General features: G+C 42.6%; 17 protein-coding genes and 1 tRNA gene. 9 read left to right on the top strand and 9 right to left on the bottom strand.

The window, feature by feature from the left end; all coding sequences use genetic code 11:
* Nucleotides 1–33 precede the first annotated feature (33 nt).
* The 4 genes from IBX40_01525 to IBX40_01510 all read left to right on the top strand — a co-directional run bounded on the left by IBX40_01525 (nucleotide 34) and on the right by IBX40_01510 (nucleotide 2,318).
* Nucleotides 34–573 carry a hypothetical protein gene (locus tag IBX40_01525; GenBank protein MBE0523010.1) on the top strand — a complete coding sequence of 180 codons (540 nt, stop codon included), beginning with the start codon at nucleotides 34–36 and terminating at the stop codon, nucleotides 571–573.
* Nucleotides 558–1,082: a nitroreductase gene (locus IBX40_01520; GenBank protein MBE0523009.1), complete on the top strand. Its 525-nt coding sequence runs from the start codon at nucleotides 558–560 to the stop codon at nucleotides 1,080–1,082. Before IBX40_01525 ends, IBX40_01520 begins: the two co-directional genes overlap by 16 nt.
* 423 nt (nucleotides 1,083–1,505) lie before the next feature.
* On the top strand, nucleotides 1,506–1,847 hold the full coding sequence (locus IBX40_01515) for an ATP-binding protein (protein MBE0523008.1): 342 nt from the start codon (nucleotides 1,506–1,508) through the stop codon (nucleotides 1,845–1,847).
* Nucleotides 1,848–2,027: 180 nt separating this feature from the next.
* Nucleotides 2,028–2,318: a hypothetical protein gene (locus IBX40_01510; GenBank protein MBE0523007.1), complete on the top strand. Its 291-nt coding sequence runs from the start codon at nucleotides 2,028–2,030 to the stop codon at nucleotides 2,316–2,318.
* Nucleotides 2,319–2,506: 188 nt separating this feature from the next.
* On the opposite strand, the gene IBX40_01505 is transcribed toward IBX40_01510, so the two are convergent.
* Nucleotides 2,507–2,788, bottom strand: a complete 282-nt coding sequence (locus tag IBX40_01505) for a hypothetical protein (GenBank protein MBE0523006.1) — start codon at nucleotides 2,786–2,788, stop codon at nucleotides 2,507–2,509.
* A gap of 93 nt (nucleotides 2,789–2,881) precedes the next feature.
* Between IBX40_01505 and IBX40_01500 the strand changes: the two genes are divergently transcribed.
* Nucleotides 2,882–2,953 (top strand) — tRNA-Cys (locus IBX40_01500).
* A 216-nt stretch (nucleotides 2,954–3,169) separates the two neighbouring features.
* Here IBX40_01500 and IBX40_01495 read toward each other — a convergent pair.
* From IBX40_01495 to IBX40_01470, 6 genes are all read right to left on the bottom strand, one after another.
* Nucleotides 3,170–3,931 (bottom strand): formylmethanofuran dehydrogenase subunit C, encoded by a 762-nt coding sequence (locus IBX40_01495; GenBank protein MBE0523005.1) that lies wholly within the window; start codon nucleotides 3,929–3,931, stop codon nucleotides 3,170–3,172.
* A gap of 3 nt (nucleotides 3,932–3,934) precedes the next feature.
* On the bottom strand, nucleotides 3,935–5,644 hold the full coding sequence (locus IBX40_01490; protein ID MBE0523004.1) for a formylmethanofuran dehydrogenase subunit A: 1,710 nt from the start codon (nucleotides 5,642–5,644) through the stop codon (nucleotides 3,935–3,937).
* Entirely contained in the window at nucleotides 5,641–6,942 is a 1,302-nt protein-coding gene (locus IBX40_01485; GenBank protein ID MBE0523003.1) for a formylmethanofuran dehydrogenase subunit B, read from the bottom strand. Before IBX40_01485 ends, IBX40_01490 begins: the two co-directional genes overlap by 4 nt.
* A 13-nt stretch (nucleotides 6,943–6,955) precedes the next feature.
* Nucleotides 6,956–7,333 carry a tRNA CCA-pyrophosphorylase gene (locus IBX40_01480; GenBank protein MBE0523002.1) on the bottom strand — a complete coding sequence of 126 codons (378 nt, stop codon included), beginning with the start codon at nucleotides 7,331–7,333 and terminating at the stop codon, nucleotides 6,956–6,958.
* 104 nt (nucleotides 7,334–7,437) lie between these two features.
* A complete protein-coding gene (locus IBX40_01475; protein ID MBE0523001.1) occupies nucleotides 7,438–8,424 on the bottom strand; it encodes an alanine dehydrogenase in 987 nt (328 codons plus the stop codon).
* A gap of 65 nt (nucleotides 8,425–8,489) precedes the next feature.
* Complete coding sequence (locus IBX40_01470) at nucleotides 8,490–8,765, bottom strand: DUF192 domain-containing protein (protein MBE0523000.1); 276 nt, start codon at nucleotides 8,763–8,765, stop codon at nucleotides 8,490–8,492.
* A gap of 155 nt (nucleotides 8,766–8,920) precedes the next feature.
* Here IBX40_01470 and yciH point away from each other — a divergent pair, with 155 nt between their 5' ends.
* The 4 genes from yciH (at nucleotide 8,921) to IBX40_01450 (ending at nucleotide 11,334) form a co-directional block, all read left to right on the top strand.
* Nucleotides 8,921–9,229 (top strand): stress response translation initiation inhibitor YciH, encoded by a 309-nt coding sequence (yciH, locus tag IBX40_01465; protein ID MBE0522999.1) that lies wholly within the window; start codon nucleotides 8,921–8,923, stop codon nucleotides 9,227–9,229.
* Between the two features lie 137 nt (nucleotides 9,230–9,366).
* Nucleotides 9,367–10,530: a cysteine desulfurase NifS gene (gene nifS / locus IBX40_01460; protein MBE0522998.1), complete on the top strand. Its 1,164-nt coding sequence runs from the start codon at nucleotides 9,367–9,369 to the stop codon at nucleotides 10,528–10,530.
* 36 nt (nucleotides 10,531–10,566) lie between these two features.
* A complete protein-coding gene (nifU, locus tag IBX40_01455) occupies nucleotides 10,567–10,935 on the top strand; it encodes a Fe-S cluster assembly scaffold protein NifU (GenBank protein MBE0522997.1) in 369 nt (122 codons plus the stop codon).
* A 30-nt stretch (nucleotides 10,936–10,965) separates the two neighbouring features.
* A complete protein-coding gene (locus IBX40_01450; protein MBE0522996.1) occupies nucleotides 10,966–11,334 on the top strand; it encodes a helix-turn-helix domain-containing protein in 369 nt (122 codons plus the stop codon).
* Between the two features lie 12 nt (nucleotides 11,335–11,346).
* On the opposite strand, the gene IBX40_01445 is transcribed toward IBX40_01450, so the two are convergent.
* Nucleotides 11,347–11,874 (bottom strand): CDP-alcohol phosphatidyltransferase family protein, encoded by a 528-nt coding sequence (locus IBX40_01445; GenBank protein MBE0522995.1) that lies wholly within the window; start codon nucleotides 11,872–11,874, stop codon nucleotides 11,347–11,349.
* A gap of 268 nt (nucleotides 11,875–12,142) precedes the next feature.
* Nucleotides 12,143–12,876 (bottom strand): DUF72 domain-containing protein (locus IBX40_01440; protein ID MBE0522994.1); only part of this gene is annotated, 734 nt, incomplete at its 5' end.

Here is a 12,876-nt window from a genome sequence, read left to right as displayed (position 1 = left end):
ATCCCTTCAACATTTTTTTTTAAATAAAATAATGTGGTGATTTTTATAAAAAAAGCAATTTTTTTAACGATTTTAATTCTTGCAATTATTTCATCCGGGTGTATTGAAGGCACAGATGATGACACTGATCATACTATCGATCAAGGTATTAATTCATTAGTAGTTATTGCAGATCTCCCTGAGGGGTATGAATTTCTGGGTACTTATCCTGATTTTTCAGAATATGACAAGGATTACGAAAATATCATTAATTCAGGAGAAGAGATTTATAAGGACCAAAATTATAATGATGTATATCTCGATGTTATAGAATTTGATACAGAATCAAATGCTATCAATTTTATTGAAGATTATAAGTCCAGAAAAGAATCAGCAACAAATGGAGATATCTTTACCACCCCTGCCATAAATGGGCACAGTGTTACCAGGATGAAAACATACTCCATATCAAAAGGCACACAAGAGCCCCGTTATTCGTTCTTTTGGAATAATAATAATTATGTTTTTATTATAAAAAGTAATTCCAACAATGAAAATTCTGCTTTAAATATGGTTATATGCTTGACACAATAAAATCCCGCAGAAGTATCAGGAAATTTTCACCTCTTCCTGTAGAAGACAGTATAATCAGAGATATTTTAGAAGCAGGTCGATGGGCCCCGTCAGGTCTTAATAATCAACCCTGGCGTTTTATCGTGATCAGGGATGAAGGCACTGCCAACTCACTAGCTGAATGTACCAGGTACGGCCATATCATCCAGAGTGCACAGTTATTAATTGCTGTATTTCTTGACCGGAATGCCATGTATGATTATACCAAGGATACTCAGGCATGTGGTGCTGCCATACAGAATATGTTACTGGCAGCACATAGCTCAGGTCTGGGAGCTGTGTGGCTTGGTGAAATATTGAATAAGAAAGAGGATGTAAGCCATTTATTAAAAGCTCCGGATTTTCTGGAATTGATGGCTGTGATCGCAATTGGCTATCCAGCCGGTGATGCCAAAGCTTCAGGTAATCGTCGTGAGCTATCAGAGATCGCCTTTGTGGAACATTTTGGCACTCAATGGAAAAAGGATTAAGATGAGCCTGTGGCATTGGATTTATATTTAAATTAAATTAAAATAGTAGGCAAGGATATAAGTATTTCATCAAACAATTCGATGATTTTTTAGGTGTCATCAGTCTGATTGTAGTAAGTCTCAAGAGTTGTGAAAATTCCCACCTAAAATTGACCCGCCCTATATGCGATATGAAACAAAGCCCGGAGAACAGGAACAATTCGATTGGTCGCCATACACCGTAATGATCGAAGGTAAACTGGTCAAGATCCAGGTGTTCTGTTTAATTTTAGGGTGCAGTCGATAAGAACATACATGTATTCTCTCTCCCAGACCCAATCATCTGTGTATAAAAACAATTGATGGATACGATTTTACCTGTCAGCCACAACTAAATGAGAAACTGATACACAACCTTAGCACGTTGGAATATCTTGATAAGCGATCAACATAATTTTTGTCGGGCCACATGGTATTGGCAAATCGCACCTATCTATTGGCCTGGCGATAAAAGCCTGTAAGAGAAGAAAACGGGTTATGTTCTATACTGCTCAGGAACTTGTAGATGATCTGGCAAAAGCAAAATTAATGGGCCATCTTGGCCGAGAGTTATCCAAATTAGGACGGATCGATCTTTTAGTCTTGGATGAATTGGGATATATGGATCTAACAAAAGATAGTGCAAAAGTGGAGAGAAATAAAATAATACCGGCAATCATTATTGATTCACAGAGTGGAGGATTTTGGGGGATCAGTCCCCCCCAAAATCCGGAACGTTTGATTTAATGAAAATAGTAACTATTAAAGGTATGAAAAGTCATATGAAGGTGGGTCAAAATTGGTGGGAAAAAAGGGTCAATTTTCAACGGGAATCTTCAATTTTTATTTAGAACTAAACTTTTTCAAAATATATAAATACCATCATTATTTTCATATAATATATTGCTTTAAATGTCGAGTTAGTCCATGATAACAGATAGAGTAGAGACTGAAATGGAACTATTGGAACGCCATATAATAATACTTAACAATGTTATTAAAAAAGGTCCGATTGGAATAATGAAATTGTCAGAAGAAACCGGTATTCCTAATCATAAAGTTCGTTATTCATTAAGGGTTCTGGAACAGGAAAGAATGATTATTCCTTCTACTCTAGGTGCCATTGCCACAGATGAAGCAAGAGAATTTATGAAAAATTATAAATCAAGCATAACTTCCTTAAGAAAAAAAATCGATCGAATAATGCGTATAAAATAAATAATCACCTTAAAAAGTTCACTTAATTTTCTTCATTATAGCCCATCTTCGTCAGAATAAAATTAAATCGCTACTATTTAATCCCAATTGACTTTAAGTATTCACTCTCTCCTGGATACCTACAATTGAACATCCCCATTATGCTTTTTTGCACATCCGTAACATGCATAAGCTTTTTACCTTCACATTTAGTTCATCGCTTTCTCTATGAACTTTTCCTTACGCTGATCCTTGAGAAGGTCCTGGTTAAACACCAGTATGTGCCGTATGTCACTGCTATCCACTCCCAGGTCTTCGTAGTATGTGTTATCATCGTATTTGGTCAAACCTTTCGAGATTATCTCATTTTCCATGGTCTCTTCAGTAAAGTTCTTGAACCTCTCAGGTTTAAACCCTTCAATCCCGTTCAGTTGATCTTTGTCCAGGGCAGTAATGTACAGGTAGTTCTTGCTGTCTTCCAGATGAATCAAAACCAATCGGAAAATTAAATTAGAACCGAATGCAACGATCTCTTAATATCCAAGGATTTATTTACTATTATGAATATTAGAAGGCACTGAAATGCCAAGGTGGCGGAGCGGCTACGCAATCGCCTGCAGAGCGATACCATTCCGGTTCGAATCCGGACCTTGGCTTTTTTTTAAAGAAAGTTTTTAGACAATTCCTTAAATGAGTCTGTAGCTTCCATATTATCATGGGTTTGATTAGAATTTTAAATCAAATATTAGCTATTATCATCAATTAAGTATATATTAAAGTTAGAAATTCAAAAACAGTTTTAATTAATGAAAAAAAGCTTGAAACAGCCCTTTCCCAAGGACTGCCTCTTATTGAAATTCTTATCCTCTTATCTACCTGACAAAAAGCTCGCCTTTGCCGCCCACGACCACATCGCCCACGTACTTGATGAACTCCTCTCCATCAATAGACTCAATGCCCTCGCGCTGGTATACTGGCATTAAATCGGCCACTTTACCTTTCACGATAATGGTACCCTTTGTCATCTCGCTGCCTGGCATATCGGTATTACCTTCGATCACGATCTTACCGCCCTTATTGGACACACCCGGCAAAATACCTGCATTGCCCTTGATGATGATCTCGCCGCCGCACATGTGTTCGCCTACAAAGTCATTGGCATTACCGAATACAGTGATCTTACCGCCCCGCATTCCGCATGACTCGCCGCGATAGCCTGCACCTACATAATAAGCTGCATCGCCCTGGACATTGATCTCGCCGCCGCTCATTTCCTGGCCTACCCAGGAATCAGCATTGCCAGATATTGTGATGATACCGCCCTTCATCTTGGCGCCGCATCTCATATCCACATCACCGCTGATAATTATCCGGCCGGCAGTCATGCCTTCACCGATGCGCTTAATCCGCGGCACGTTGCCTTTTATCTCTATCTTCACATCATCAGCGCTGTCAGCACTGCCTTCAACTTTGATATCGAATAGCTCAGACAGGGGTCTTGGTGTATTCCCCTCATATGCAATCAGTCCACCAATTTCACTATCGCTTTTACCCGCAAAATTATCTGGGGTGACTACTTCGGCCTGGATGGAGATCTTGAACTGCTCTTTTGGTTTCAATGTTACTGTCTGCATTATTCACACCTCCGCGTACTCTGTCTCAACTACAACCGGATGCTGTACATACTCGTCCTGTACCATGTAATTACCCATATTTACAGAATAATATTGCCTGAACTTCATCTTCAGATCTTCCATCATTCGATCATATCCACCATTGTTCACTGTTGTTTTCACCCAGTAGGTCCTGCCCATTGGTGTTGCTGTGATCTCGCCGTCCTTAACCACAATCTGGCCGCCCTTTATGGTATAGGCAGCCTTCCTGAACGCAGCCTTTACCCTGTCATATTCGGTTGTGGCATCTGTCTCGTCCGGCTTGATATCGTAAATAGCAATATCGGCGTCAGCACCTACACCAAGGTGTCCTTTGCCCTGTTCTATCAATCCCAACACTTTGGCATGGCCCGCTCTGGTCTTGATGGCAATATCATACCAGTCCAGTTCCCTGTCAATAGTATGGATCATGCAGTGTTCAAAGGCTTTCGGGACGATCTTGGATATGGCCTCTTCTCGCTTCTTTTTGCTCATCAGCAGAGTTATGACCTCAGGATAGTTCACAAAGGGACCTCCATTGGGGTGGTCAGTGGTTAACAGCACCTTCCACGGATCCTTTGTGAGCAGAGCCAGTTCCTGACCGATACCCCACATCATACCGTAGAAATAGACCTGAGGTGAGTAGTACAGGGGAGTAACACCAGAGACATCTTCCAGTTCCACATCACCGTTGGCCCACCTGGCCTTGAATGTCCTGGCATTGGCATATTGTACGGGCCCGTCTGCTGTCATGGTAGTGGCAGAGCCGAATATCATCTGGCCCATATCGATGGTCAAATGATCATGACTATTCAGGTAATCGGCAATTACGTCTGCCTTTGACTGAACGTCACCCCAGTTGTTACCGCCAAAAGAATTGAACATAACATGGGTGACATGCAGTGCCTGACGGTCTCGTTTCGGTTTAATGTCCTTGCAAATGTCAAAGCTGTCCAGTGTTGTCTCGTAATTGCCAGGATGACCCAGGTTATTGCAGTGCAAGTGGATACTATGAGGCAAATTCATCCGCTCATTGGCCTCTGCCAGTGACCTGATGATCTGCCTGGGAGTAACCTCAAAATTGGGTACGGGATCGTCCAGTCCGGATACGTTCTTGCCGAAACCCCATGCTTCACCGCCGCCAGGATTTACGATCTTGATACCCCAGCCCCGGGATGCCAGCAGTCCCCAGGCTACATATGCAGCAAGCCTCTCTAGATCATTCTCTCGGATAGCATCCATAACCATCCAGTTGCTGCCAAACAGTGTCAGGCCGCCTTTATCAATGATGGGGATCTCTTCCAGTTCTTCATGGGTATGACGGGCTTTAAGAATGGGTATGGCAGCTTCGAAGGCCGTAGTATATCCCATCTCAGCATACCGGTATCCCATTGCATATACATTGGGTACAGTATATCCGGTATAGGGCCTTGTGATCTTGGTCATGGGCTTGATACCGCTGCGGGAATCCTCTGGTCTCATGATCCGACCCACATTCACCTTGCTGCCGGCAATATGGGTATGTGCATCCACACCACCAGGGTAGACCAGCCGCCCTTGGGCATCTATGGTCTGGGCACCGCCTCCAATACTGTCCACGATCTTACCGTCCTTAACGGCAATATCCATTTTATCACCGTTGATCCCATTGATGGGATCGTATACTGTTGCGTTCTTGATCAGTAGTTCACTCATGCTGAAGCCCCCTTGATCTCACAAACCTTAGCAATTATCTTATCAAGCACCTCTTCGTCAGAAGGGAAATCAACATCCACCAGTTTACGCATCCGAAGACTTACACCGTCCATCCTGTACGCAGTCCCTTCCAGTTCCACTCCAGAAACCTTGGTTGGTATCACGATATTTGCCATTTCCGTTGTTGGATTATGGAATGGGTCTATCTGTACAACTGGCACCTTACCCATCCGTGCGATGGACTGGGCAGGGAAATGAGCACCTGCATCACCTGCAATAATGAATGCGGCATCAATCTCTTCCCGCATCAACAGGTCGTTGGAACAGGTCTCGCCCGGGTTATAATAAGGGTAACCTCTTGACATATCCACCGCATTGATAAACCCGGTCTCCCATGCGCATACATTGCCGAAACCGGTAACATTGTAATGTCCTCTCATAGGTATGATGCTGTACTTGGTAAAGGCGTTCAATTCAGTGGTCAGGGATACCGCATTATCGATATTCTTATACTTACCACGGCTCTGGGTGAGACCCATGCCGAAATAGATGACACCAAACTTTGCATTCTTTAACGTCTCTGCAATCTCAACCAATTTCTCTTTTGGAACGCCACCGACATTATCTGGAACCACGTCTGCATGCTCGGCAATAATGGCCCTGAGGGCAGACATCACGATATAATCCATTCCAGGATTTACCTGGATATATTCATCGGCCAGTTCAGCGGTATCGGTTTTTCTTACATCAATTGCAATCACTTTTCGTCCCCTGCGGGCTTTGGTAGCAAAGAAACCTTTCGCAAATACTGAATACCTGCTCATGTGCCTTGGATGGGCCTGTACCGGATTGCAACCCCAGAATACCACCACATCAGCCCTATTGGCAAACTGGCCGAGCGTACCCGTTGGCATTCCCTTTTCATGGACGCCAAGGGCAGAAGGGCCATGACACACACTTGCGGTATTGTCTATGATACCGCCCACTTCCTCATTGAGCAGGACACCTTTTTTCATCATCTCGCAGACACCTGATGCCCAACCGTACAACAACGGCCGTTTGGAATTAGCAAGGATCTTGGCAGCCTCGTTAATAGCTTCATCATAGGAGACCTCCCTGAACTCTCCTTTCTTATCGTCCCGCATCATTGGTGCCTTGATCCTGTCGTGGCCCATAATCTTGCTTGAACCTATCTTACAGGCATGCTGCACATCTACAACCTTATTATTATCTACCTCAACTGCCAGATCATCACATAGACATCCGCAGAAGGGGCAGAGTACATCTTTGATTAACATGTCCAATCCTCCATTATTTTAACCTGGCCATGAGTTCCGGCATGGTCGGTGCATTCTCCTCGGTTGCTTCCACCTCGGCCTGTATACCTTTGAAACCTGGCATTCCACACCCTTTTGTGTCTGGATCCACTACTGCATTGGCCCAGGGTCCCATAGGTACGAATATCAGCCCATCAGGGTTCCCTTCGCATATCTTAAGCGGTACCACAACAGTTCCAAAATCAGTGGTCACCTTGACATTGTTACCCGGTTCCACCTCGATCTTTCCTGCGTCTGTGGAGTTCATCTCACAATACCCAGCAGCATTAAAATATGCCCGGGAGGTTTTGTTCTCCAGGTTAGCACCCTGGTCAACAGTCCTTCCTGAAATAAAAGTTGCATTCAATTTCATCTAAATCCCTCTTTTGACCGTAATTTACCTACCATAAAGTCAATTAGAATTAAAAGAAAAATTACTTACTTATTTAAATAGAATGTGTTTTTAATCGTGGTATGTTAGAACATTTCCAGATCCATACCTACTTGCTTTTCAAGTGCCAGTCTGTAAACCAAATCTGCTGTTACAATATCCTGAATGGCAAGACCTGTGGAATCGAACACAGTTATTTCGGTATCGTTCTCCCGACCTGGTTTTTTGCCGCTTACTATCTGACCCAGTTCAGCGTATATCTCTTTTACTGAAAAAATGCCTTTGGAAATTGGCACATTCACCTCCCCTGAATGTGACGCCTGGGGGATATCATCCACAACCACCTTCGCATTCTTGAGGATCATTGGTTCAAGTTCTTCCTTTCCGGCAGCATCTGCACCGATAGCATTGATATGGGTACCTTCTTTTATCCAATGGAAATGTACAATAGGGGTTCTTACCGGAGTGGTTGTCACCAGGATATCACAATCACATACTTCACAGGCATTAGGTTCTTTGATTATCTCGATTCCCAGTTCTTTTTCCAGCTCTTCCTTAAATGCTGATGCAGAACTGGATGAACTATCAAATATTTTGGCCTGCTGAATATCCCGTATTTGCATCAGGGCACGAAGCTGGGTCCTGGCCTGGTGCCCTAAACCTATCAAGCCCACAACTTTGGAATCTTCCCTGGAAAGGTATTTGGCTGCCACTCCTCCGGCGGCCCCTGTACGCAGGTCGGTCAGGATTGTACCGTCCATAACTGCCAAAGGCGCTCCGGTCTCTGTCGAATTCAATATAACAAGGGCCATTACTGTGGGCAGACCGCGGCCGGGATTATCTGGATGCACGTTAACCAGTTTCAACCCTGCAATATCAGGCCCTTCAAGGTATCCGGGCATGGCCCGCAGATCGCCATTATGGGCTTTAAAATTCAGGTACATCTTCGGTGGCATCTGGACCCTACCCAACCCATGTTCACGAAAAGCGGTTTCCACAACAGGAAGTACATTCTTGATATTTATTAGTCCTTCCACATCCCTCATGTTCAGCCACAGAATCTTATGTTCCATCATTTTGACCCCTTTATATTGAATATTGTATAGTGTTTCATAAAAGTTGTGATATTCACTGATATTTAATCGAAGCTTATCATATCTCCGATCTTTAGCCCGAATTGTGCTATAATTCCTTTATTTATCTCAATAAGATATTTCACCCCTTCCATCCTTTTATGGCCCACCCACGGCCTCAATGTTTCAATCCCAATAATTTTTTTTTCTTCATCCAAAAATATAGTGTCGATAGGAAAATGCATGAACAGCATATGCACTCCCAAGGTCATTGGTTTTTTTAACATAAATATCATCGCAAATTCTTTAGATATGCTTTTTCTAAACATAAGCCCCAACATTTGGCTAAATATATTTTTTGCAAAAACAACTTGACTGGCAAGTGTCTTACCATTATGTTTTAATAGCATCAGTATCAACCAGTATGAAAGACATTAAATATTATAATTTTAATGTTTTTAGTAGAAATTGTAACTTTGGAGGAAAAAATCAAAACATGGGTTCAGAGATGTGTACTGTTTGCGGCCTGCCTGAAGAGCTATGTATCTGCGAGGAAGTTGCAAAGGAACAACAAAGAATTATGGTGAAGATAAATCGGCGAAGATATGGAAAAGAGGTAACAGTTATTGAAGGTCTGGATCCACATGAAATCGACCTGCATGAACTGACCACACATTTAAAATCTAAATTCGCCTGTGGTGGGACGGTAAAAGAAAATAGTATAGAATTGCAGGGCAATCACAAAACAAGAATGAAAGACGTGCTTGTGAAAAGAGGGTTTTCTCCCGAACAGATTAAAATCTGATTATTCTATTTTTCAAAAAAATGCTATCCTGAGGCATTGAACTAAATTAATTGTTTTTAGTAGTCTGGTATTTAACTATTCAGGAAATTATATGCATATTGAATAATAACTATTATAGAATCTGAGGTGATATGCAGGTGGACCGGATATACATGGATCATGGTGCAACAACGAAACCAGACCCTGAAGTTGTGAATGCCATGCTACCATATTATAATGAATTTTTTGGGAACGCATCCAGCCTTCATTCCACTGGTCAGGATGCTGCAAAGGTATTGAACCGATCAAGAGAAATTATTGCAGATTTAATCGGAGCCAGGAGTGATGAGATAATATTTACATCAGGTGGGACTGAATCTGATAATCTTGCCCTGAAAGGCATTGCTTACCATAAAAAAAATGCCGGAAAACATATTATTACCTCGATTATCGAGCATCCTGCAATTCTCAATACCTGCAAATACATGGGTGAGACCGGATTTAGTATTACCTATGTACCTGTGGATGACCAGGGAGTAGTGAATCCTGAAGATATTGCTGCTGCAATTACCGATGATACCATCCTGATATCCATTATGCATGCTAACAACGAGATCGGTACTATCCAGCCAGTCAAAGAAATATCTAAGATTGCTCATGAACACGACGTCCTGATGCATACGGATGCAGTCCAATCAGTGGGCAAGATCCCAGTTAATGTGGATGATCTGGGTGTTGATATGCTGTCAATTTCAGGCCATAAGTTATACGGTCCCAAAGGCGTTGGTGCATTATATGTTCGAAAAGGCACCCGGCTGCAAAGTTTAGTGCAGGGTGGCGCCCATGAGTTCGGGAAAAGGGCAGGTACTGAGAATATCCCCGGTATCGTTGGTTTTGCAAAAGCAGTAGAATTGGCAAATCAGCGACTTTTTGAGGATGAAAAACATCTTACAAATCTCAGGGATACTATGATCAAAAAGCTGCTTGATTCAATTCCTTATTCATATCTGAATGGCCATCCTACACTGAGGCTGCCCAATAATGTACATATAAGGTTCAACTTCGTTGAAGGTGAATCCTTATTGATGATGCTTAATATGAAGGGTGTGGATGTGTCCACAGGTTCTGCCTGTTCATCAAAGTCACTTGAGCCGTCCCATGTATTGATGGCCCTTGGGCTCCCGCCAGAAGAGATTCACGGGAATCTGCGGATAACAATGGGAAGGGAGAACACCATGAAGGAAGTAGATTATGTTGTTGAGAACCTGATCGATATTGTAAGAAAACTCAGGGCCATGTCCCCCCTGGCACCGAAAGAGTGAAATGCAGATATTTTAGAATATTATGGTGATGTGAAAATGTACAGTGAAAAAGTAATGGAACATTTCTCCAATCCCCGCAACGTTGGCGAAATTGAGGATGCCGACGGTATCGGAGAAGTGGGAAATCCTGTATGCGGCGATCTGATGACCATATTCATCAAAGTGGATGACGGCAGGTTAAGTGATGTAAAATTCAAGACGTTCGGGTGTGGCGCGGCAATTGCCACAAGCAGCATGATCACAGAACTGGCAAAAGGTAAAACCATCGAAGAAGCACTTGAGATTACCAGGGATGATGTGGCCGATTCACTGGATGGTCTGCCACCTGTGAAAATGCACTGTTCCAACCTTGCAGCAGACGGGTTGCATGCTGCCATCGAAGATTATAAAAAAAAATCAAAATAGATAAATAACCTTAAAAAAGACATTGTAATTATGAAACCTCCATGTGAGATAATGGTTCATAAAGTACTGCCTGCTATCAGAGTGGAAATCGCCCGTTTATTGATGCAGGAATATGGGTTGCAGCAGCAGGATATTGCAAAGCGCCTTGGAGTTTCTAAAGCTGCAATCTCCCAGTATGTAAGTTCTAAACGAGGAGCTGATACTGATTTCTTTGATAATGCCAAAGAAGAGATTAAAGATTTTGCAGAATTGGTAGCTTCGAATGAGGATACTTCGAAACTCACCGAGGATTTCTGTAATATTTGCAAAATACTGCAGACAGAAGGGTGGAAACGAAGGGAGCAGTCCGGTTCATCTGAATATGTTGTTGAGAACTGCTCTATTTGTTTGAATAGATAAGACCCATCATCATTAATTTTTAAGTATCCTGCGAGTCACAATCATTCTTTGAAGTACAGTAAGATGGGAAATTGCTGCAACAATAAGAACTGCCCAATTCAATAATCCCAAAAAAGCACCAATTATGATCAACAACATCCGCTCAGCCCTCTCAGCTAATCCGATGTTCAATTTACCTGTACCGGCAGCTTCTGCTCTTGCCCTGGTATAACTAACAAGCAATGAACCTACAAGTCCCACAGCTCCGATTATCCATTCGTTTTCTGTGTAACCAGGTATTGCCAGGCCGCCTCCCCACATAATTCCAACAAAAACAGCAGAATCAGCATATCTATCAGATACAGAATCAAGCACACCTCCGAAATCAGTTACACGGTTGTTCTCCCTGGCCACTGCACCATCCAGGATATCAAAAAAACCGCCTATTAACAACAGTATGCCAGCAATAATCGGCAGCCTCATAGCAAAAAATAATCCGGCACCAATGCAAAATGCCAATGACAGAACGGTTACAGTATTGGGATTTACCTTGTTGAACAGACTTGCGATAGGTTTAACCCAGTTTGTAAGTATGTTTTTTTTTGTATTGAGCAATGCTTACCACCATTACGCTATTCTGAACATCTTCCTTATCCATTTATTATTCAATCGACCCGATAATATCAATGATGCAGCAACCAGTAAAAGTCCCAGACCTGTTATGCAAAATGTTGCTATATAATTATTAAAATGATAATAGAATGATAAAAGTGTTTCCATTACCAGTATAGGAACCACCATTAACGAGATTTATACTTCATTTCATTAGCTACAAAGTGCCCAACTCTTCAATTGCTTCGACAACCATGTCAACACTTTTATATATCCTTCCGCTCAACTTTTCCAGCATTTCAGAAGCATGCACTCTTTTTTCACCAGGCAGATCTATCACTTTCCATCCCTGAGACTCGATCAATTCCGGTCTGGTAGCAGGGAACTGCGCATCCTCCTCCAGCACTTCTCTTAAGGCTTCCAGTCCTGTATGCTTCGTAACCCTGGGGAATATTCTGTCTTTCTTGTACACTTTAAGCCTGGCAGCATCTTTGTACATCCTGCCGCCATGGAAGGAAATATACATGGACCCGCCGCAGCTGGCCTGTACACTATTATCGATCTTAAGCAGTTCCTCATCATCAAACTGGTATAGGTTATGCTGACCGTGACCGAACAAACGTGAATACAGGATATCTGATCTAAAGGCGGGTCCTGTTTCTCTGGAAAGGTCTACGCAGTGTACCATGTTAAAATCCTGCATCAATCTAATAAGTTCATTTCCGGGCGCTCCCCACCTGATCTCCCACACCAGCCTGATATCATTGGATGAGACCGATGACAGCAGGTTCCTGATATCCTGTACTGACGTGTTTGGATTAAAGGATCGGGGTGTTTCGATTACAAATAATTTTGAACCCAGCGCATTGCATATCCTGAAACCCACTTCCAGGATCTGGCAGGACTGTTCAGTGGCGCTTAGCAGATATTTATGTGTCAGATCCCGGTGGC

The organism is Methanosarcinales archaeon, assembly GCA_014859725.1.
Lineage (GTDB): Archaea > Halobacteriota > Methanosarcinia > Methanosarcinales > Methanocomedenaceae > Kmv04.
This window is presented reverse-complemented; position numbering and strand designations above follow the sequence as displayed.

Coding starts and splice junctions, on each gene's coding strand:
- IBX40_01480 (MBE0523002.1), bottom strand. CDS start 7,333: ATGAAATTGAATGCAACTTTTATTTCAGGAAGGACTGTTGACCAGGGT.
- IBX40_01450 (MBE0522996.1), top strand. CDS start 10,966: ATGAAACCTCCATGTGAGATAATGGTTCATAAAGTACTGCCTGCTATC.
- IBX40_01485 (MBE0523003.1), bottom strand. CDS start 6,942: ATGTTAATCAAAGATGTACTCTGCCCCTTCTGCGGATGTCTATGTGAT.
- IBX40_01490 (MBE0523004.1), bottom strand. CDS start 5,644: ATGAGTGAACTACTGATCAAGAACGCAACAGTATACGATCCCATCAAT.
- IBX40_01520 (MBE0523009.1), top strand. CDS start 558: ATGCTTGACACAATAAAATCCCGCAGAAGTATCAGGAAATTTTCACCT.
- nifU (MBE0522997.1), top strand. CDS start 10,567: ATGTACAGTGAAAAAGTAATGGAACATTTCTCCAATCCCCGCAACGTT.
- IBX40_01470 (MBE0523000.1), bottom strand. CDS start 8,765: ATGTTGGGGCTTATGTTTAGAAAAAGCATATCTAAAGAATTTGCGATG.
- IBX40_01495 (MBE0523005.1), bottom strand. CDS start 3,931: ATGCAGACAGTAACATTGAAACCAAAAGAGCAGTTCAAGATCTCCATC.
- yciH (MBE0522999.1), top strand. CDS start 8,921: ATGGGTTCAGAGATGTGTACTGTTTGCGGCCTGCCTGAAGAGCTATGT.
- IBX40_01510 (MBE0523007.1), top strand. CDS start 2,028: ATGATAACAGATAGAGTAGAGACTGAAATGGAACTATTGGAACGCCAT.
- IBX40_01475 (MBE0523001.1), bottom strand. CDS start 8,424: ATGGAACATAAGATTCTGTGGCTGAACATGAGGGATGTGGAAGGACTA.